Raw genomic sequence first — 19,409 nt, 5'->3', positions numbered from 1 at the left:
ACCTCCACACAATAGCCTAAAAGCCGAGACGGTTGTCTCGGCTTTTTTTGTAGGGGCGGTTGAGTTTATATGGCCGAAACGTGTCAAAAAAGGCAGTCAACTCCGATTAACCCCGATAATCAAACAATCCAAGCCCGGGATTGCCCGATTATCGACGTTAATGCTCATTGACTAATCGCCTTTTTTGACACTCTTTTTGATCCTAAAAGGTAAACCGTTTCGACCGTTTTCACAGCGGTAATTCAAGCGGTATTTGGCCCCTATAAATGGAACATGACGTGTCGCAATCCCCGGTGTATTAAGGATTCGTAACGATCTGAAGTTTTTTATAAAACCGTCATGTAAACGCTTTACAATGCATGACAAAGCAAGCATAATGAAGTCGTAAAGGCACAAAGAATCTACGGAGGTGTTTTTGATGGTTAAAACAAAAGCAGTAATGATCGGTGCGGGTTTATCTAATATGGCCGCGGCGGTTTACCTGATTCAAGAAGGCCATTGGCGCGGTGATAATATCACCTTTTATGGGGCAGATATGCACGGTGCCAACGATGGTGGGACGACCGAAGAATTCAGTGATGAATACTGGAACAAGGAGCACCCACTCGACAACCAGACGGGTTACGTTGCCCGGGGTGGCCGGATGCTGAACTACCGGACCTACGTTGATTTGATGGACCTACTGGACCGAATTCCTTCCGCAACTGAGGAAGGCATGACTGCCGCAGAAGATACGCGCGACTTCGATTCACATCACCAGACCTACGATAAGGCGCGGTTGTTGCAAGGTGGCAAGGGCATTATCGACGGTGGTAAGTTGGGTCTGAACAACAAGGACCGGACACTGTTATCGAAATTAGTCCTGATGCCTGATGACGAAGAAACCAAGTTGGACAACGTGACGATCGCCGAATACTTCAAGGACGACCCACACATGTTCCAAACCAACTTCTGGTACATGTGGGAAACCACGTTCGCCTTTCGGATCGAGAGTTCCGTTCAAGAACTCCGGCGTTACATGCACCAAATGATTTATGAATTCACGCAAATTGAACACTTGGTTGGGGTCAACCGGACCCGTTACAACCAATTTGAAAGTATGATCTTGCCTTTGATTAACTACCTCAAGGGTGAAGGGGTTAAATTTATTTCCAACCGGATTGTCACGGATTGGGACTTCGCCGACAGCGCTATGCAAGACGAGATCACGGTTACTGGGATCCACGTCAAGAACGTTGAGGATGACACCGAAGAAGTCGTCGACATTGATGACGAGACGGCGGTTATCTTTACTAACGGGTCCATCACCGACTCCGCGACGATGGGAGATTACAACACCCCAGCACGCGAAAACATGGAATACGGGATCAGTGCCGCTTTGTGGAAGAAAGCCACGGAACGCTTCTACAACTTGGGGACTCCTGATAAATTCTTCGCCGACCGTAAGAATTCCGAATGGGTCAGCTTCACGTTGACCACGAAGAACCACTTGCTGTTGAACGAAATTACCCGGATTACCACCCAAGTTCCTGGAAATGCCTTGAACTCCTTCCTGTCCACGACGCCAATCACGCCATTAGGTCAGAAGGATATTAACATGTCGATCGTGGTTCACCACCAGCCACACTTTACCAGCCAGAAGCCAAATGAATCGGTTATCTGGGGTTACTTCCTGTACCCACGTCGGACGGGTGAATTCGTCCACAAGCAGTACATCAAGATGACAGGTAAGGAAATGGCTCAGGAATTGATTGGCCAATTGTCCAAGGTGGATCCAGGTCCTAACAACATTAAGGAAAAGGAACCAGCCATTCTCGACAGCATCATCAACAATATTCCAGTTTACATGCCATACGCTTCAGCCCTCTTCAACAACCGGGCTAAGGCCGACCGTCCTGAGGTCATTCCAGCGCACTCAACCAACTTAGCCTTTACCGGTGAATTCGTTGAACAGCCTTATCAAATGATCTTTACGGAACAGAGTGCTACCCGTTCCGGTGAAATCGCGGCGTTCCACTTTGCCGGGGTTCCAATGGATAAATTGGTCGATACGCCTCGTTACGACAAGGATCCGAAGACCTTGTTGAAGGCTACTAGACGTATGTTTAGCTAAATCTTGTCACGTTAATGGCCTCCAGTGAGGGGTCGCCGCGACATTCCGGGGATGACCTGTCCTGCGAGGCAGGTTTGCTCGGTTACTCTCTTCGAAATTGAATCCCAAGACATGATTTCTATGGTCTTGGGATTTTTTGATCTGCTAAAACAGCCGCCTGCGGCTGCCAGGGATTCCGCCTGCTGTGGGGACGCTTCAGCCCCTTGGGCTTCTCGCTCGATTTGAAGCCACGAAAACCACGTGTCTTCAAATTCGCCCGTAGCGTAAGGCCGAGAAAGTCACTCGGTCTAACGCTACCACCACGGCCGGCTCCATCCCTGGCCTCCTTCGGCTTGGTGGTGACGTTCAAGCCAGATAGATGTTGGCATGCACCAGTAGGATTAGTTTTCGCAGAAGCCACGTTTTTTGCCTTTCAGGTGGGTCTGGCGGTCATGTCCAAGGTCATACATTGTGAAGGCTCCAGTATCCACAATTGTGCACACGAAAAGCCGCCAGTATCTTGCTAGAATGCAAAAACTGATGGCTTATTAGTTGGTTGTAAATTGAAGATTATTAGGTCATTCGTGAATGGAATTTGACCAGCAGACAAGTAATGGTCCTGGTCTCGAACAGTTGTGGCAATTAAGCACCACAATAGCCGGAGGAGGACAGGGGTGGAGCCAGCCGTGTCGATGGTGTTAGGCCGGGCGCTAGGGCCTTCCCGGTCTTACAGCATGGGACGACTTTGGAGACCCGCGTCCTTGGCGGGGCTTCAAAGCGAGCCGGAAGCCTGTCCCTCAGGCTGGAGGCGTTCCCCACAGCAGGCGTAACCCCTGTCAGCCGCAGGCGGACTTTTTCGACACAGTCAAACAGCATTAGCTAGCCAGACTGTTCACATTAGCGCGGTGCTCCGAACTGCCTTCCCAGAAGGGCACCTTGACCACGCCCATGATTTTCTTGGCGTCGACATAACCCCAGGCCCGGCCATCCTCGGAGACACTCCGATGGTCACCAAGGACGAAGTAGTGGCCCTTAGGAACGGTGTTGCCTTGGTAGGTCCAGTTGTGTTGTTTAGCCAGGCCACCTAGCGTCCAATTTCCGGTACCGATGCCCCGTTCGGACTTGCTGATGAAGCTCTGTTTAATCTTACGATTATTGATGTAAATGTAGCCATTCTTGCTGGCCACCTGATCGCCAGGCATGCCGATGACGCGTTTGACATAGTTGGTATTCTTGGCCGCGGTGGGGTCTTCCCCGTAGGCGTCAAAAACAATGACACTGAGTCGTTTGACCGTTGTCGGTTTGGTCACGATCATGGCCTCACCGTTCACTAAGTTCGGTTCCATTGAGTCACCTGAAACCTTGACGACTTCCAGCAGGTAGGTGCGCACGACGAAGACGACAGCCAGGGCAACCACGATGGGTAACACCCAACTTAGGATATTGCGAAAGGTTTTCATTGAAAAAGTCTCCCCTGAATAAATTTGCTGTGCTTAGTGTACCATGCTGGTTTCACGGGGAACATGGCTTAAGTGAAAGTTAAGGCAATCGTGACAAAAAAATTCCACTTTTTTTGACACATACTACTTTGACACACACAGTAGTATGTGATACATTATATGCAAGCAAAAGGAAGGAAGTGGCGGCATGGCTGAGAATATTTCCAAAGATCTCATTCGGGGCCATACGGATACGATTATTTTGAACATTCTCCAACAGGGGGATAGTTACGGGTACCAGGTGGCCAAACGGGTGAAGGCCCTGAGTCACGGGCACTATGAGCTCAACGAAGCCACGCTGTACACGGTCTTTCGTCGACTCGAAAAGAATGGTGCCCTGACGGACTACTGGGGTGATGAGACTCAGGGCTCGCGGCGCAAGTATTATCACGTCACGCCGGCGGGACGCGACATGCTGGCGGAGAAGACAGCGGCCTGGCAGTTTGCCAAACCGATTATTGACGATTTAATTACCGGTAAACTTACCGAGGAGGCTTAATTATGGACGATATTACAATGGAAATTCGGACGCGTTTGGACCAGTTATTTAGCAACTACACGCCATCGCGAGCTTTGACGGAACTCAAGGAAGAATTAGTGGGCGACCTGACCGAAGCCGTCTCAGAACGCGTCAACGACGGTATGCAGCCGGACAAGGCAATTGATGAAGCCGTTAACCAGATTGGCGATCTCGACAGCCTCCTCAAAGAAGTGGCCGAAGACAGTGAGCGTCAGAGCACGACCGGGCACAATCGGCAAAGTGAATCCAAGACGAAGCACAGTTCTCAGTCCAGCGTTCACGTTGGTAAGCTCCACATCACCGACGATCAAGTGACTTGGGGCGACCACGTCCTTGTGGATAACGACAAGGATAAGGTGGATCTCGGGAGTTTGGTTCAGGTGGAAGGCGACCACGTTTCCGTCGCTAACGGTCTGATTGACGTCAACGGGGATCACGTCACGGTCAACGGCCAGGAGCCGGAACGGACGATTGTGACCTCGCTGAAGCTGGTCAACACCCAGACCTTTGCGGTGACCGACCTGGCTAACGTGGCGATTGACTATCGCGATGCCGCCGTTAAACTCGGCGCGGCCAGCGGTGAGAATATCGTGGTGAATGAGTATATGAGCCGCGACAACGATCGCTTTCACCTGCGGGCAACGCGTGTCGGGGATATGCTGACCATTCAACAGGGCGAACGTCCCCGTCTCTGGCCCGTGCATATTCGGGTAGAAATTCTATTGCCTGCCGTTTTGACGGGACGCGTCACGGTGGAGGCAGGTAATGGGAGCCTCGAAATGAGTGACTTCCAGAGTGCCATTTTCCTGGCGGCCCACGCCACTAACGGTCGGGTGCGGATCTTCCATACCGGTGTTGAACGACTCGATCTCACCGCGACCAATGGGGCCATCAAGATTGACGATCTGAAGAGCACAATCTACGAAATTAAGGCCGACAATGGCGCGGTAATGCTGGGTCGACTGACCGGAAAAGGGTCGGTTGACACTATAAATGGCGCCATCCGGGTGACTGATCAGACCGGTGATATTCATTTGAATTCACGGAATGGTGGCATCCGGGTCGATGGCGTTGACGGTCAGTTGACGTGTATCGCCCGCAATGGTGGGGTCCGTGTCAAAGGGCTCAGCGGGGATGGCGACATTCGGGCCAAGAATGGTCGCGTCAACGCTGAAGTGACCGGCAATATCAAGGTCCAGAGCCACGGCAACGTGAGCTTAGAAGTTCCAGCAGACCAGAGTTACCAATTCGACCTGCGCAATGAAGATGGCACGGTACGAGCACCTCGTGACGCCCACTTCACGTTAGATGACCGGCACCATAAGATTGGAACTGTCGGGGAGAATCCCGCGGCGACAGTTACTGTGGATAGTAAACAAGGGACAGTAGAGATTATTTAAATAGATATAAAGAATCGGGTCAGGACAATTGTCCTGACCCGATTTGCGTGTGGAAGAATGACGAGGTGATCCCCCTCGAATGAATCAAACTATGCAAGTTTTATGGTCATTATCAGTTTTGACCAATAGTTATTAAAAAATGGACGTTAACTGGGGCGTTCCACCAACTAAATTGGTCCATTTTGAGAACCAACTGGTCGGCTTTTGTTGATTTGTCAACATGAAACAAAGTAAGGTGGCATGCAGAAGACAGCGTTTTCTTCGAATTGTAAAGAAAAAACAAACAATTTACAAAAAAGGGGTTTATTTTTTAGGCAGAAGAGGCGATACTAGAGGAAGTTACTGTGCGGAAGAATCATAAAGATACCACCAAGATTGTAATTGGTGTAGTTTGACTTGGCTGATCTGGGTCAGGGGAATTTCACGAGAACGGCCGGCCGCTAAACCGAGATAAACGGTGCTGGCAGTCACGAAGTCAACGGTTCCCGTTTTGGTAACGCCACGGTAAGTGACTGTGGTGAGCTGATTTTTTTGGTAAGCGGTTTGGAGTAGGAGCCGAATTTTTTGTGGTGTATAGTCTAACATTCATGTCACATCCTTGGTCAGGAGATTGATCCTATTATAGAACATATGTTCTATTTTGCCAATCATAACTATAATATTACTGGATTAGTTACTTTATCTATAAAATATAAGTATGGTTATCCACTTTGAATCTTTTGACCGGTGACGACGGGCGTTTTATCGGCTAAAATTAAGTCCCGTAGGCTGTATCCAATTTAGGACGGTAAATGGCAGCGCCCCGCGCTGAACTAGAAGGAGTAATGGATTTATAATGACAGAGACGACAAACGAAAACGTTACGGAAGCAGAATTAAAGAAACAATTTGATGACTTGTACATGCACATCTTCAAGTACATCGGGGATTTTGTTTCGATTCCCACCCAAAAGTATAATTTGACTTTTGAAGCCTTCATGGTGATGGAAAACGTTGCGCGGAGTAAGAACGGGCAGACGTTGGTGGAACTGGCCAAGCTTGAAGGCGTTTCGAAGAGTGCCATTGCTCGTCAAGTTAACGTGTTGTTGAAGGAAAACTACGTGATGCAGAAGGTCGATCCTAATGACCGCCGGGTCAAGTACATTACTTTGACGGCTGCGGGTAGTCGGGTTCAACGGAACTTGGCTCAGGCGACGGACGAACGGTTCCACCGCTGGTTAGGCTTCTTTGGCAAGGATGAAGCGGAACACTTTATCAAGGTGCTCCACCGGGCCAACGAACGGGCCGTTGCGGCAGGCTTCGTTGGTTTCGACAGCTTACATGATAAGCGCCGGAACTCCAACCGTGGCCGCACGCGTCACACCACGACTCAGGATTAATTAGGATAAATCATAAAGATGAGGACTGTGCTAATTAGGCATAGTCCTTCTTTGTGATCTCTTGGTTGTATTTTGCTGAGGTTAGATTAGGATTGGCCGCCTGCGGCTGCCAGGGATTCCGCCTGCTGTGGGGACGCTTCAGCCCCTTGGGCTTCTCGCTCGATTTGAAGCCCCGCCAGGGGCGCGGGTCTTCAAAGTCGCCCGTAGCGTAAGGCCGAGAAAGTCACTCGGTCTAACGCTACCTCCACGGCCGGCTCCATCCCTGGCCTCCTCCGGCTATGTCTGATCGTATCCACGACGATTTGTTCTAATTCCTAATAATGTCAAAAATATCGGCAAGTACAACCTGATTATCCGGGTCATACTTGCCGATCTTTTTGATTTTCTGATTCTTTGAGATAGCTATTGCCAATTTTGCTGTTTTCGAATGGGTGTTGCCGCAGTGCACCGTCTTAGCCGTGAGGTCGGCAGATATAGGCTCAGGCGCGTCGTTCTCCTTAGTCAGGGAGTGGTCTTCTCACTGGCTTAGGAGAAAACCAAGCTTGGAGACTCGTGAACTTCGAGGCTTCAAGTTGTGTTCGCACCGTTCCAGCCTATATCTGCCGGCCGGTAGGCGACTGAACCACCACGTCGCCGAATCTTGGAATTAATCTGGTATTTAATAATTTATTTTGCCAAAACATGCGAAAAATTTGCCCCGAATTTCGTTAGTACTAGTATGAGGGTTAATCTTGAATATCTGGTTGAATCTTCGCCTGCAGTTCGCGTTCGTTGTACAGCAGGAGCATCGCGAACATCACGACGTAGAGGATCAGCGGTAGCCAAGCATAATTCAAGAGGATCATGTGTTGCGTGGCGCCATTCTGGGCGTGGTTGGCCGCGTAGCCAGACAGGTGAAAGAGACCGGCAGTGATTAAACCGCCCAGGCCCAAACCGACGTTGACGCCGAAGTCATCGGTCGAGGCCAGGATACCCTCGGCTTGAATGCCCATCGCCATCCCATAACGAATCGTGTCGGCGATCATGATAGAGACGAGGCCAATGATGAGACCATTTCCCACGGAGTTGATGAGGGTGCCAGTGAAGATGACCGGCAACAGATTGCCGACAGCGCCCAGACTGAGGATTAGCTGGCCAATTGCGGCGACTAGAATGCCCGTTAGCATCGTGCGCTTCTTGCCCCAACGATTGGAGAAACGGACGATTAACAGCACGCCGATTAAAGCCGCAAAGGTGAAGGCGTTGGCGTACGGAACCAGTTGTTCATTATTTTGAATGTATTTGAAATAGTAAATGGTGGTCTGATTCTTAATTGCAGTGGTCAACCAATACAACAGAATGACTACGGAGATGACCAGCCACGGTTTGTTCTGCTTCAACATGCCGCCCACGGCCCGCCAAGACTGGTGAGCGTGCTCGGGATTGGTGAAACGTTCGCGGACATGAATGAAGGTGTTCCAGATGAGGACCAGCGAAATGGCGCCGAACAACACGATGGTTAAGAGAAAACCGCGTTGTTGGTTGCCATGGCCGAATAGTGCCACCAGTGGCAGGGTGAAGACCGCCACGATGATTTGAACGGAACTCCCGCAGAACTGGCGAATGACGCCTAACACAGTTTGTTCCTGATCGTTTTCCGTCATGGTGGGGAGAATCGACGTGATCGGCAGATTGACCGCCGTGTAGAGAAAGCCCAGTCCCAGATAGGTGACGTAGGCCCAGACGAGTTTACCGTTATCGCCAAATGGCGGTGTCACGAAGGTGAGGATGGCAAAGATGACATAGGGAAGCGCGTACCACAGAAAGAACGGGCGGCTCTTGCCCCACTTCGAATGGGTGCGGTCAATCATGAGGCCGATGATGAGACTCTCGACGACGTCGGCCAGCCGCGCCACCACGAAGAGAATCGCGGCCGCACTAGCGGTCAGTCCGTAAACGTCGGTGTAAAAGAACAGCAGGTAGGTGGTCATCATCTGAAAGACCAAGTTATCTGCCGCGTCACTTAGACCGTAGCTCAGGCGCTCGGGCCACTTGGTTTGCCAAGGTTTGTTCATTGCATCGCCTCCAAGCGGTTGAATCAAAGTTGTTTTAAATGGAACGTCGCAGGTGGTCAGGAGCGCCGTCCTGTGGGGCACGGTCGAAGCCAAAGTACGGTCTTCGGCCTCGCCTCGAAGCCCCATGAACCGGGTCTTCAAGACGTCCCAGGCTGTAAGGCCGGGAAACCACCGACCTAACAGCCTCGACACGGGACTCTGCCCCTGACCACCTGTGACTTAGATTAGTGGTGTGATTAAACCGGCTGAATGTGAGATGCTTGGTATGGCAATGCGGATGGCGTTACCGGTCAATTAATGTTAGTTCTCAATTACTGCAAGTGTCAGCGGACGTTTTGCACTAACGTTGCCAGGATTCAAGTTTATCAGTCACCACACCGTGTGGCGCCAGCTTGTGGCTGACAGGGCTCAGGTGTGTCGTTTGCCTTAGCGGCGTGGTTTTCGTCGGTTAGGTAAAGGCCGAGCTGGGAGACTTTCGGTTTTTGAAAGGCTTCAAGTCGTGTCCACCCCGTTCCAGCCCTGTCAGCCGCGAGCTGGCGGGGCCTTCGCCACGCGTTAGCGCTGGTCTTGATTCCTTACTACTTACTTTCGACGTTTGCTTTCCTGAACCAACCGGCGATAGACTTCCGCGCCGACCAGGTCATTGGTAACCATCCAGGCAATGTGGCCGAGGGCTTCGGAGACGTGTTCCTCGGTGGGTTGGTCCTTAGCGGCGGGGACAGTCCCCATGGCAGGCATCAAGCCAATGTGAAAGGCAATCCAGATGGTGAGGCCGAACCAGGTGCCGGCGTCCTTCTTCACAATCGGCAACTTCTCGCCAACGATTTGGTAGAGCACAGCAAAGGTGGTTGAGAAGCCAAAGTGGATGATGTAGCTCACCCAAGGTAATTTGTGACCGGAATAAGTATAAGTGGCGTGTGTGATCTTAGCGGGAATCCCGAATTGTTCCAAAAGCGTCTGTGGGGGATTCGTGGCGTCGCGTTCTTCGGTCCGTGGGGGCAGGATGTTTTCCCAACCGAGTTTAACCAAACCAGAGACGATGCCGGCGGCACCACCGGCGATGATGGCGGCGGGGAGATTCAAGGGGTGCTTTTTCAATAAGGACATAGGATGTTCCTCCTTCTAAAAATCTTACACGTTAAAGTATAAGCGTACACAACCGAAAACCGGCGTGATTGGCTTGCGAGTTTTCGAGCAGGTGGAAAATTTTAGAATGTGTTAGGCTGAAAAGGTGCCCCAGTATGGGGAGAGTTAGTATAGAAGAAAAATGACGTGAGAGGGGTTTGGTTTAGCGATGCCATTTGAACAGGGATACATTGAAATTAAAGATGCCACGCAAAACAATCTGAAGCATGTGAGTTTAAAGGTGCCCAAATATCAGACGACCGTTTTTGTCGGGCTGTCTGGGTCGGGCAAGTCGTCACTGGTATTCGACACGATCGCCGCAGCCTCTCGCCGAGAACTCAACGAGACCTTTCCGAGTTTCACGCAACAATACTTACCAAAATTTGGCCAGCCCCACGTTCAGGATATCGAACACCTACCCGTGGCCATTGTGATTGCACAACAACGGTTGGGGAAGAATGCGCGCTCGACACTGGCAACTTACACGGGGATCTATTCGTTAATGCGTTTGTTATTTTCGCGAATTGGGAAGCCATTTATCGGCTACTCCGACAGCTTCTCCTTCAACCTACCACAGGGAATGTGTCCGTCCTGCCAAGGGTTGGGTTACGTGGACGACATTGACGAGAGCAAGCTGATTGACCCTGAGAAGTCACTGAACGAAGGGGCGATTACCTTTGTCAGCTTCGGTCCCGATACCTGGCGTTGGCGACGATACGCCACCAGTGGCCTCTTTGACGACGACAAACCCATCAAGGATTACACCGCTGAAGAATATGATCTCTTGATGCACGTGCCCCAACAGAAGCTGGCACATCCCGGTGAAGGGTTTCCCCGGACGGCCCTGTATGAAGGGGTCGTGCCGCGGATTCGCCGGTCGGTTATCGGCAAGAAGGAGGCCGAACACCACCGCGAGGCCATTGCCGAAATCGTAACCCGCAAGCCATGTCCCGTTTGTCACGGCACTCGGTTGAAGCCAGAGGTGCTGACGGTGCACATCAACGGCGTCAACATCGCCGACGTCAGTGCGATGGATCTCAACCATGTCTTGCGTTTCCTGCAGGGCATCACCGAACCATTGGCCACCGACGTTGTGCGCGAACTTAGCACCAAGATTCAGTCGCTGGTTGACATCGGCCTGGGTTATCTGACCTTAGATCGGGGTACCAGCTCCCTGTCTGGTGGGGAAGCCCAACGGATTAAGATTGCCAAATACCTAACCAGTGCGTTGGTCGATATGGTCTACATCTTAGATGAACCCAGCGTGGGCTTGCATCCGCATGACATTCAGCTGATTCGCCAGGCCCTCACCAAGTTGAAGGATAAGGGCAATACCATTCTGGTGGTCGAGCACAATCCGGCCATGATCAGCTTTGCCGATTACGTGGTCGAAATGGGACCGCTGGCCGGTCAGGGTGGTGGTCAAATTACCTTTACGGGGACCTATCAAGATTTGCTAGCTTCCGACACGTTGACGGGTGATTGGTTGCGTCAAGCCCATCATTGGGGCCCGGAACGCCAGCCAACCGGTCAGTTAGAATTACGTCACGTGACCCAGAATAATTTGCAAGACGTCAACGTGGACGTCCCGCTTGGCGTCATGACCGTCATTTCGGGGGTCGCCGGTTCTGGGAAGTCGTCACTGGTCACGGCCTTAAAGGCCAAGTTGACGGGTGACTACATCGATCTGGCGCAGGCACCGGTCGGCATCAATATCCGATCGACCTCCGCCACCTATCTCGGGATTTTGGACGGGATTCGGAAACTCTTTAGCGATGCCAATGGTCGCGTCGGCACCAGCCTCTTCAGCTATAACGGCAAGGGGGCCTGCCCGCGGTGTAAGGGGAAAGGGGTCACGATCACCAACATGGCGTTCATGGACCCGGTCGTGCAGACTTGCGAACTCTGTCACGGCAAACGCTACAGTGAGAAAGCCCTCCAGTATCGCTATCAGGATAAGACGATTGCCGAGGTGCTCCAGATGTCTGTCACGGCGGCCGCTGCATTCTTCGCGGCTACGCCCAAGATTGCGGCCCAATTGGCCAACATGGATAAGGTTGGCCTGGGTTATTTGACCCTGGCGCAACCCTTGACTACGCTGTCCGGTGGGGAATTACAACGGTTGAAGCTAGCTGTCGAACTCGGTAAGCAGGGGACGGTTTACCTCTTAGACGAACCCACGGCCGGGTTGCATTTAAAGGATACCGCACGACTAATGACATTATTCAACGCCTTAGTGGCGGCCGGAAATTCCTTGATTATCATCGAACACAACCTGGCCGTGATTAGTCAGGCCGACTGGTTGATTGACGTCGGACCGGATGCCGGTCGTTACGGTGGGCACATCCAGTACAGCGGCACCCCGCGGGGCTCGGTCGCCGTGGCCGACTCACGAACTGGGGTAGCGTTGCGGGAATGGATCAACGAGAACTAAAAACGTACGTTCCCCATTTTCGATAACTATGGTATGCTAGGAGAACTGAATTTTTGAAACGAAGGGAAGATCCGCATGACCACCACACTCCTCACACCTGCCGAAAATCGCTTTCTCCAGCTCAGTCAGCCCGCACTCCAGCTACCGGACCTGACGCGCGTCATGCCGCTATTGCGGGAACATCCAACGGTCAAAACGACCAGTGACTTTCTGACGCGGTCGGCCCGAGATCTGTTGACGGATCAGCGAGTGGAGTGGCTCCTGCAAGGGAGTAGCGTCTGGAAGCTATTGGCTCGTTTACCCTATGCGATTAATGCCAGCGAGCACCGGACGGACTGGACTCACTGTGCGTTGTGCCACAAGCCGGTGCGCTACGAATACCACGTCGTGTTGCGCACGGATGGCCAGGAGATCGTGGTGGGCTCGGAGTGCGTCAAGAAGTTCATGAGTGATGAGATGCAGTACCTGATGGCAATCACCACTGAGGATAACTTCCACGCCGTTGCCCAGTATGATGATCTGACGGCACACTATCCGCAAGTCCCAGAGATTCTGTGGGACCAAACGGCTCTGTCGAACCTGCCACAGGCCCAACACGGTCGTCATCGGTGGGTGCGCCGGGGAACGCAGACGACAGTCGATGGTTACCTGAAACATCGCCAGCGTCGGTTACCGCAAGCAGAATTGACCCCTTACTTAACCGAATATACGCAACTGACCGAATTGGATCAGGAAGCGACGCAGGCGTTGGCTCAGCAACAAGTGCAGCAGGATGAAGTCGCCAAGCAACGGGCCGAACGTGAGGCGGCGGCCGCCGCTTGGAAGTCTGCCGAGACGCAGGAAAGTGCCGCGGTGCAAGAACTGCGAGCATCACAACCCTACCGTGATTACGTGGCGACGGTGGCCGAATTAATTGTTCAGCATTTACCGTTAGCCGAGTTCAAGTCACAGTTAGCTGGGATCGACCAACCACGATCGTTGAAGAAGTTAGTCAACTCCTACCAATTAGGGGTCATGGCCACGGAGTTCGACCGCAGTGGCAAGATTGCGGCGGCGCGTTTACAGATTGTACCGCGTTATCTGGTGGCCGATTTGAATCGTCGCGTGCGTTTTCGGGCAAAGCAACGCCAACGGGATTGGGTTGACGATCTGTTTAATGTGGCGATTGGCTTTGAGTTAGCACCGGCAGAACGTCACGAACGGTTGCAACTTTTGCGTGATCCTTGGGAAGGGCAGCAAGTCCCGGCGCAGGTATTCACCGATTGTGAGACACTTCGTGCTGAGCTAGAGGCTGGTAAGTCATTGCCCACGAGTTGGCCAACCGAATTGACGGAGGCTTTCACGGAACGACTGGCGCCCCAACCGCAACAAGGCTGGGTGCCGGCCAGAAAGAATCACGTGACACCCAGTCAGTTGCGACACCTAACGGCGGGGAAGTCAGACTTTGCGGCCGTACAGACGGCGTATCGCCGGTTGTACGCCTTGCCCGCGGCAGATGATGCCATCACGCTGTCGGCGTTACATCAGTATTATTTGCGCCAGCGGGACCGTGAAGAACGGCGACAGGATGCAACGCAAGCTTTACTGCGTGACTTGATGAAATAAGTACAATTAAAATTACGGTTAAAATGAGGGCGGTATGGAATTAAATGTTCCATGTCGCCCTTTTTGTCACCAATATAAAGAAAAACAAAAAATATTATCAAGTTTTAAATTAAATATATTTGGCAATTAATCGCTCGTTTTAGTGGGAAAAGCGACTGCCAAATTCGTTCCAAATTAATGATATTAATACTGTAAATCATGATATTTTTAGAAAAATCGATATCATTTATTTAAAATTTCACTAACAAAGAGTAAACGAAAGCCTACAGGGGTCAACGATTGAGGCCATATTGCGGTAAAATTTGCTCACACACTTTATCTGTATGGTTATAAAATACAGTTTATAGGGTGTAAAAATTGGTCTCTTAGAATAGCCATAAATACCGCCATGCCGGGGATGCGTGTCTTTTAAAAAATGTCCAATATTTCTTTACATTTTAGACAAATAATTGTTTACAAGTTGACTTATCGGAGCTATAATGACCTTGTTACATATTTAGAGAAGCGTAACAACCGTCTAGGGAGGTTGTCGTTTCTGGGGTGACCAGAACAATTATGGGAATCACTAATGATTCTTGACTAGTTTCTGGCCGCACAGGCTATTCGGTGTCACAGTGTTTTGGGAATCCACAGCAGATTAAAAGGAGTGCATTAGATTATGAAGAAGACAGTAAGCAGTATTTTATTAGCAAGTGCATTATTATTAGGAAGCATTGCACCAGTTGTTGCCAATGCGGATGCAGCAAGTTCTACAGGTACAACTAAGGGTTCCGTAACCTTTACAAAGCCAGAACCTGTTACGACGCCAGTTGACCCTGCTAATCCAGGTACGCCTTCGACGACTCCTGGTGACAATGGTGGGACTACACCAAGTGGCGACTTAACTTTCTTATACGTTACTAAGACTCTTGACTTCGGAACTCATGAAACTTCAACTTCTAACAAGCAATCATTTACTGCTGCGACTAATTCAGATGGTAAGTCTGGTAGCATCAGTACAACGACGTTTGCTGGTACAACTGCAAATCCTAACTTCGTTACCGAAGTTTCTGACACGCGTGCTACGAACGCCGGTTGGAAGGTTCAATTAAGTGCTGACAACTTCACAGATGGTACGAACAACTTAACTGGTGCCGTTTTGAACTTTAACGCTAAGAGTGGTTTAGCTGTTACCAACTCTGTTAGTGCAGATGGTATCACCCAAGAAAATGCTGCCCCAGTCTTGGGTAGTGGCTCTGCTGTAGATGTTTACAACGCTGCTAAGGGTTCTGGTGCTGGTTCTACTGCCTTCCAGTTGGATCCAAGTAACATTTCCTTAAGCAACATTCCAGCAAACGTTACTGTAACTGGTGATTCAACGACCTACTCTGGTAATTTAAACTGGACATTAGCTTCGACTCCTGAAGCATAATAAAAATTACGAGGAAAGGTGTCCATTGATTAAAAGATGAGCACCTTTTTTCATTACATATAGTGGTACTATGAGGTTAGTAATAGTACGACAAAAAGATTGGTAGGCAGGGGTGTAAGTAACAATGCAGGTTTTTAAGAGAGTTCAGTTGGGATTATTGTTGCTGTTGGGATTGATTTTTGGTGGACTGAAGCCCGCGCAAGCGCAAGCTGATGGGACTCAGAACAATGTTGGATATAATATCACACCGGTTATTCCAAAAAATCAGATTAACAAGGAAAATTCCTTTTTCGATTTAAAAATGAAATCCGGGCAAACCGAGACATTAAAGGTTCGGATCAACAATATCTCTAATGATGATGTGACCGTTAAGACGGCAATTCATACAGCATGGACGAATCCAACCGGAACTATTGATTACGTCAACAATGCCAAATACTTTGACGCCTCATTGCGTTATAAGATGAGCGATATTAGTCGGATTCAGGGTAAGAAGACATTGACGATTCCTGCTGGTCAATCTAAGGTCGTTACGGCCGATGTTAAGGTACCTAAGACTTCCATGCAGGGCGTTATCTTGGGTGGCTGGTACTTTAAACGTTTAGATACTAAGGTTACCGGTAAGGTTAAGGGTGCCACTAATATCAAGAGTGAATATTCCTACGTTTTAGGGATGAAGTATAGTTTAGGTCACGCACCGGCTGCGGTTATGACCCTAGGTAAGGTTGGGGCCACGTTAAGTAACGGGCACCAAGCAGTTACTGCCAACCTACGAAATACGTCGGCAGTGATCATTCCTAACCTTAAGATGAATACCACGATTACCAATCGTGATAGTAATCAAACCGTCATGCACATGAAAGAAACCAATAAGCAAATGGCCCCTAATTCAGTGTTTAAGTACCCAATGTTGTTTGGGGAAAAGCCACTGAAGGCCGGCAATTATCACTTGCACATGGTAGTAAAAAATACGGAACGTGATTGGATTTTTGATCGTGACTTCACCATTACCAAGGCGCAAGCTGACAAGTTGAATCATGACTCAGTCGACAATCAAGGCTTAAATATTTGGTTACTGATTGCACTTGGCGCTTTGGCGATGTTGATTCTGGTTCTATTAATTCTCTTGATTATCTACTTGATTCGGAGACGACGTCGGGATGATGAAGATGAGGATAAAGCAAAGTAGTAAAAAAGGAGGGCGTTGGTTGTGAAAAAGCTAATTTTGAGAGTTGTCCTGGTGCTTACTCTAGTACTGGGACTGGGCGCAAGCACACCAGCGCTCGCCTTGGACGTGTATCATACTGGGCGAACGGAGGCCGGGATTACGTTTACGCCTAATCCCAATGCCAAGCCGACTGTCCATAATGGAAGCTCGGGAGCACTGGTTGATCCTAAGATTCCAAGTGCTAAAAAGCCAACTGTTACCAAGACAAAGACTAAACCCAGCACGGGTGTCTTGGTTAGATCGGCTGCCGCGGATGTGATTGCGGGTAAGTTGCCACAAACGAATGAAGTTCAAGCATTGTTAGTATCTATGGTCGGTTTTCTCTTGTTAATTGTTTTGATGTTATTAGCGCTGATTTATCGTCAAGCCCGTTTACTCAGAGAGAGGGGGTAAGTTGCGATGAAGCTAAAGAAACTTTTACTCCAGCTTGGTTTGCTCCTGACTGTGACTTTCCTGGGGTTGACTGGAATTCGAATGGCAGAAGCTGCTGCTACCATTCCTGCCGGTTCATCTGTGGTTTCCATGGATGGGAACGTTTATATTCCGAATAAGACGACTTGGACGACGGTTCCTAATATTGAGGATGGTTATACCTCGCTGGGGTATTATCCATCGATTCTTGATATTCGAGCCAACAATCTTTCGGCAACTGGACGTGTAACTACCAAGACCACTAAAATTTGGGTCCTCTATGGTAGTTACATGACCGAAAAAAACGGTGGGACTTTCGGAAATGTGTACGCTGATATCATGACTGACGGCGGTGGGACCGTGACGACGAATTCGCCAGTTAACATGATGTCTTCTGCAAGCAAAAAGTTTACGCCACCGAATACTTACCAGGAAATGACAGTCGATCTGTCAGATCTGGCGCATGATTTACCACTTTATGTTGGATTGAGATATACGATGCAGAATTCTTATGATGATCCTCGCCCGTACTTTGGTGGACAAATCACGGCGGATAAATTGGCTGCGACAACCTTAAAAGATGTCCTGATCACACCAACTTCGGGGACAGATACCAACGGGGTTTCCAACCTGTCGTCTAGTGATACGAGTATTAGTGGAACGGCAGAACCAAGTTCGACCGTTTCGGTTACCTTGAACGGTAAAGTTTATTCCACTACTGCCAGTTCTGGTTCTGATGGGGCTTATACGATTCCATTAGGAGCTAGTTTGAAGAGTTTAGGCGCTACGGACAGTGTGAAAGTTACTGAAAGTAATGATGAAGGGGATTCGAAATCTAGTACAGCTAATGTCACCAGTACCGTCCCTCTAACCATCACCTCGGCCACCCCCATCCCTAACCATCTCACCAGATGATTGGGATGCCCACATTGCCGGCAAGTCTTCGTCAGATATTGCGACCTGGATTGCCTCACAAACGGGCATGACGGCCACCAAGCCGGATGGCACCACGCCATCGACCTTGGCCTTTGACACCACTGACGGTGACAGCCTTAAGGCAACCGTTGCTGGTGGCACGCAAGACGTCACGATGAATGCCTCCGATAGCGACGGTAACGCCTCAACCACGCCAGCCACAATTTCTGTGACCCGTGGTGCTGGGAAGTTACAGTTCGGCGATATGACCGATATGGTCTTTGGGAATGGCGCAACCTTGCCTGTTCCTGGCCAACAGACGCTGTACGCTCCTGGTGACTATCAGATTAACATCTCGGATACGCGTGAAATGGGCTCGGCCTGGTATGTTACGGCTAGTGCCACACCGATGACTTCCACAGATGGCAGTAATCGGGCCCTCAGTGGGCATATCGTCTACGAGGATGGTAACGGGACCAAGAGCCAGCTAGACAGCGGGAACGAGGTCTCTGTGGCCTCTGGTCAACGTGACAGCAACTCGACGGACATCGCCAAGAGCTGGAACCAAGATGGTAAGTCCTACAATGGCAGTTCCGTGCCGGCGGGGGTTTACCTGGACGCCAATCCGAATATCTATGCTGCGGGTGGGGCCACGGGTTATGCCGGGGTCATCACGTGGTCTCTGACGGACGCGCCTGCCAACTAAATGTTGTAGGGTTATCTGTTAAATAAATAAATCTATTCGAGCACAATCCTGCTATAGTCCCCTTGAGGTTGACAGATGAAAAAGTATAATTCATCTGTCAACCTTGAGGGGATTTTATTATGCCTAGAACTAGATTCACGGCCGCAGAAAAGCTAAATATTATTCAGGGCCTGTCAAAAACTGATTTACCGAAGTTAGCATATCTTGGCTTATTCAACATTAGTGGTCAGACTTTTACCAGTTGGCAAAAATTTTACAAGCAGGATGGGATCAATGGCTTAGAAGAACGAAATAACTGGACTCGGTATAGTCCAGAACTTAAGCTACAAGCCGTAACAGCTTACTTGAATAAGGAAGGAAGCTTGCGTGACATTCAGGATCGCTTTGGTCTTAGAAGTTATACGCAACTTCAAGACTGGATCAAAAAATTTCAGTATAATGGGACCAATAAAGCTCTGACGGCTACGCCGTCAAGAAAGCAGGTCCGCATTATGAGTCGTAAGACTACTTTTGAAGAACGAATTACAATCGTTGAATACGTCACTGTCGATAAACATTCCTACTCTCAGGCAGCTGAACACTTTGAAGTATCGTACCAGCAGGTACGATCATGGGTTTTAAAGTCCAAGGA

General features: G+C 49.9%; 16 protein-coding genes. 12 read left to right on the top strand and 4 right to left on the bottom strand.

Annotated features, from left to right (window positions below):
• Positions 1 to 418 precede the first annotated feature (418 nt).
• Positions 419 to 2,113 carry an oleate hydratase gene (locus OCU14_RS00665; protein ID WP_261809326.1) on the top strand — a complete coding sequence of 565 codons (1,695 nt, stop codon included), beginning with the start codon at positions 419 to 421 and terminating at the stop codon, positions 2,111 to 2,113.
• 854 nt (positions 2,114 to 2,967) lie between these two features.
• On the opposite strand, the gene lepB is transcribed toward OCU14_RS00665, so the two are convergent.
• A complete protein-coding gene (gene lepB, locus OCU14_RS00660) occupies positions 2,968 to 3,552 on the bottom strand; it encodes a signal peptidase I (RefSeq protein WP_261809325.1) in 585 nt (194 codons plus the stop codon).
• 187 nt (positions 3,553 to 3,739) lie between these two features.
• On the opposite strand from lepB, the gene OCU14_RS00655 reads away from it, so the two are divergent.
• On the top strand, positions 3,740 to 4,090 hold the full coding sequence (locus OCU14_RS00655) for a PadR family transcriptional regulator (RefSeq protein WP_261809324.1): 351 nt from the start codon (positions 3,740 to 3,742) through the stop codon (positions 4,088 to 4,090).
• Positions 4,091 to 4,092: 2 nt separating this feature from the next.
• Positions 4,093 to 5,511, top strand: a complete 1,419-nt coding sequence (locus tag OCU14_RS00650; RefSeq protein WP_261809323.1) for a DUF4097 family beta strand repeat-containing protein — start codon at positions 4,093 to 4,095, stop codon at positions 5,509 to 5,511.
• Between the two features lie 339 nt (positions 5,512 to 5,850).
• On the opposite strand, the gene OCU14_RS00645 is transcribed toward OCU14_RS00650, so the two are convergent.
• A complete protein-coding gene (locus OCU14_RS00645; protein WP_261809322.1) occupies positions 5,851 to 6,096 on the bottom strand; it encodes a hypothetical protein in 246 nt (81 codons plus the stop codon).
• A 250-nt stretch (positions 6,097 to 6,346) separates the two neighbouring features.
• On the opposite strand from OCU14_RS00645, the gene OCU14_RS00640 reads away from it, so the two are divergent.
• Entirely contained in the window at positions 6,347 to 6,889 is a 543-nt protein-coding gene (locus tag OCU14_RS00640; protein ID WP_261809321.1) for a MarR family winged helix-turn-helix transcriptional regulator, read from the top strand.
• Between the two features lie 725 nt (positions 6,890 to 7,614).
• Here OCU14_RS00640 and OCU14_RS00635 read toward each other — a convergent pair.
• Positions 7,615 to 8,943 (bottom strand): MFS transporter, encoded by a 1,329-nt coding sequence (locus OCU14_RS00635; protein ID WP_261809320.1) that lies wholly within the window; start codon positions 8,941 to 8,943, stop codon positions 7,615 to 7,617.
• A gap of 582 nt (positions 8,944 to 9,525) precedes the next feature.
• Positions 9,526 to 10,050 carry a DUF1440 domain-containing protein gene (locus OCU14_RS00630; protein ID WP_261809319.1) on the bottom strand — a complete coding sequence of 175 codons (525 nt, stop codon included), beginning with the start codon at positions 10,048 to 10,050 and terminating at the stop codon, positions 9,526 to 9,528.
• 187 nt (positions 10,051 to 10,237) lie between these two features.
• Between OCU14_RS00630 and OCU14_RS00625 the strand changes: the two genes are divergently transcribed.
• The 8 genes from OCU14_RS00625 to OCU14_RS00590 all read left to right on the top strand — a co-directional run.
• Positions 10,238 to 12,502, top strand: a complete 2,265-nt coding sequence (locus tag OCU14_RS00625) for an ATP-binding cassette domain-containing protein (protein WP_261809318.1) — start codon at positions 10,238 to 10,240, stop codon at positions 12,500 to 12,502.
• Positions 12,503 to 12,577: 75 nt separating this feature from the next.
• Positions 12,578 to 14,107: a hypothetical protein gene (locus OCU14_RS00620; RefSeq protein ID WP_261809317.1), complete on the top strand. Its 1,530-nt coding sequence runs from the start codon at positions 12,578 to 12,580 to the stop codon at positions 14,105 to 14,107.
• 658 nt (positions 14,108 to 14,765) lie between these two features.
• Complete coding sequence (locus OCU14_RS00615; protein WP_261809316.1) at positions 14,766 to 15,518, top strand: WxL domain-containing protein; 753 nt, start codon at positions 14,766 to 14,768, stop codon at positions 15,516 to 15,518.
• A 124-nt stretch (positions 15,519 to 15,642) separates the two neighbouring features.
• On the top strand, positions 15,643 to 16,707 hold the full coding sequence (locus OCU14_RS00610; RefSeq protein WP_261809315.1) for a WxLIP family cell surface protein: 1,065 nt from the start codon (positions 15,643 to 15,645) through the stop codon (positions 16,705 to 16,707).
• A gap of 21 nt (positions 16,708 to 16,728) precedes the next feature.
• Positions 16,729 to 17,139 carry an LPXTG cell wall anchor domain-containing protein gene (locus OCU14_RS00605; RefSeq protein WP_261809314.1) on the top strand — a complete coding sequence of 137 codons (411 nt, stop codon included), beginning with the start codon at positions 16,729 to 16,731 and terminating at the stop codon, positions 17,137 to 17,139.
• Between the two features lie 6 nt (positions 17,140 to 17,145).
• Positions 17,146 to 18,072, top strand: a complete 927-nt coding sequence (locus OCU14_RS00600; RefSeq protein ID WP_261809313.1) for an Ig-like domain-containing protein — start codon at positions 17,146 to 17,148, stop codon at positions 18,070 to 18,072.
• A 67-nt stretch (positions 18,073 to 18,139) separates the two neighbouring features.
• Positions 18,140 to 18,778, top strand: a complete 639-nt coding sequence (locus OCU14_RS00595; RefSeq protein WP_261809312.1) for a hypothetical protein — start codon at positions 18,140 to 18,142, stop codon at positions 18,776 to 18,778.
• 119 nt (positions 18,779 to 18,897) lie between these two features.
• On the top strand, positions 18,898 to 19,409 hold a 512-nt coding region (locus OCU14_RS00590), incomplete at its 3' end, for a helix-turn-helix domain-containing protein (RefSeq protein ID WP_261809311.1).

This window comes from Levilactobacillus humaensis, from assembly GCF_024345185.1.
Taxonomy (GTDB): Bacteria; Bacillota; Bacilli; order Lactobacillales; family Lactobacillaceae; genus Levilactobacillus; species Levilactobacillus humaensis.
This window is presented reverse-complemented; position numbering and strand designations above follow the sequence as displayed.

Excerpts from the sequence above, each read along its gene's own strand:
- lepB (WP_261809325.1), bottom strand. The coding sequence starts at position 3,552 with ATGAAAACCTTTCGCAATATCCTAAGTTGGGTGTTACCCATCGTGGTT.
- OCU14_RS00630 (WP_261809319.1), bottom strand. The coding sequence starts at position 10,050 with ATGTCCTTATTGAAAAAGCACCCCTTGAATCTCCCCGCCGCCATCATC.
- OCU14_RS00595 (WP_261809312.1), top strand. The coding sequence starts at position 18,140 with ATGACGGCCACCAAGCCGGATGGCACCACGCCATCGACCTTGGCCTTT.
- OCU14_RS00625 (WP_261809318.1), top strand. The coding sequence starts at position 10,238 with ATGCCATTTGAACAGGGATACATTGAAATTAAAGATGCCACGCAAAAC.
- OCU14_RS00640 (WP_261809321.1), top strand. The coding sequence starts at position 6,347 with ATGACAGAGACGACAAACGAAAACGTTACGGAAGCAGAATTAAAGAAA.
- OCU14_RS00620 (WP_261809317.1), top strand. The coding sequence starts at position 12,578 with ATGACCACCACACTCCTCACACCTGCCGAAAATCGCTTTCTCCAGCTC.
- OCU14_RS00635 (WP_261809320.1), bottom strand. The coding sequence starts at position 8,943 with ATGAACAAACCTTGGCAAACCAAGTGGCCCGAGCGCCTGAGCTACGGT.
- OCU14_RS00645 (WP_261809322.1), bottom strand. The coding sequence starts at position 6,096 with ATGTTAGACTATACACCACAAAAAATTCGGCTCCTACTCCAAACCGCT.
- OCU14_RS00615 (WP_261809316.1), top strand. The coding sequence starts at position 14,766 with ATGAAGAAGACAGTAAGCAGTATTTTATTAGCAAGTGCATTATTATTA.
- OCU14_RS00655 (WP_261809324.1), top strand. The coding sequence starts at position 3,740 with ATGGCTGAGAATATTTCCAAAGATCTCATTCGGGGCCATACGGATACG.
- OCU14_RS00665 (WP_261809326.1), top strand. The coding sequence starts at position 419 with ATGGTTAAAACAAAAGCAGTAATGATCGGTGCGGGTTTATCTAATATG.
- OCU14_RS00600 (WP_261809313.1), top strand. The coding sequence starts at position 17,146 with ATGAAGCTAAAGAAACTTTTACTCCAGCTTGGTTTGCTCCTGACTGTG.
- OCU14_RS00650 (WP_261809323.1), top strand. The coding sequence starts at position 4,093 with ATGGACGATATTACAATGGAAATTCGGACGCGTTTGGACCAGTTATTT.
- OCU14_RS00610 (WP_261809315.1), top strand. The coding sequence starts at position 15,643 with ATGCAGGTTTTTAAGAGAGTTCAGTTGGGATTATTGTTGCTGTTGGGA.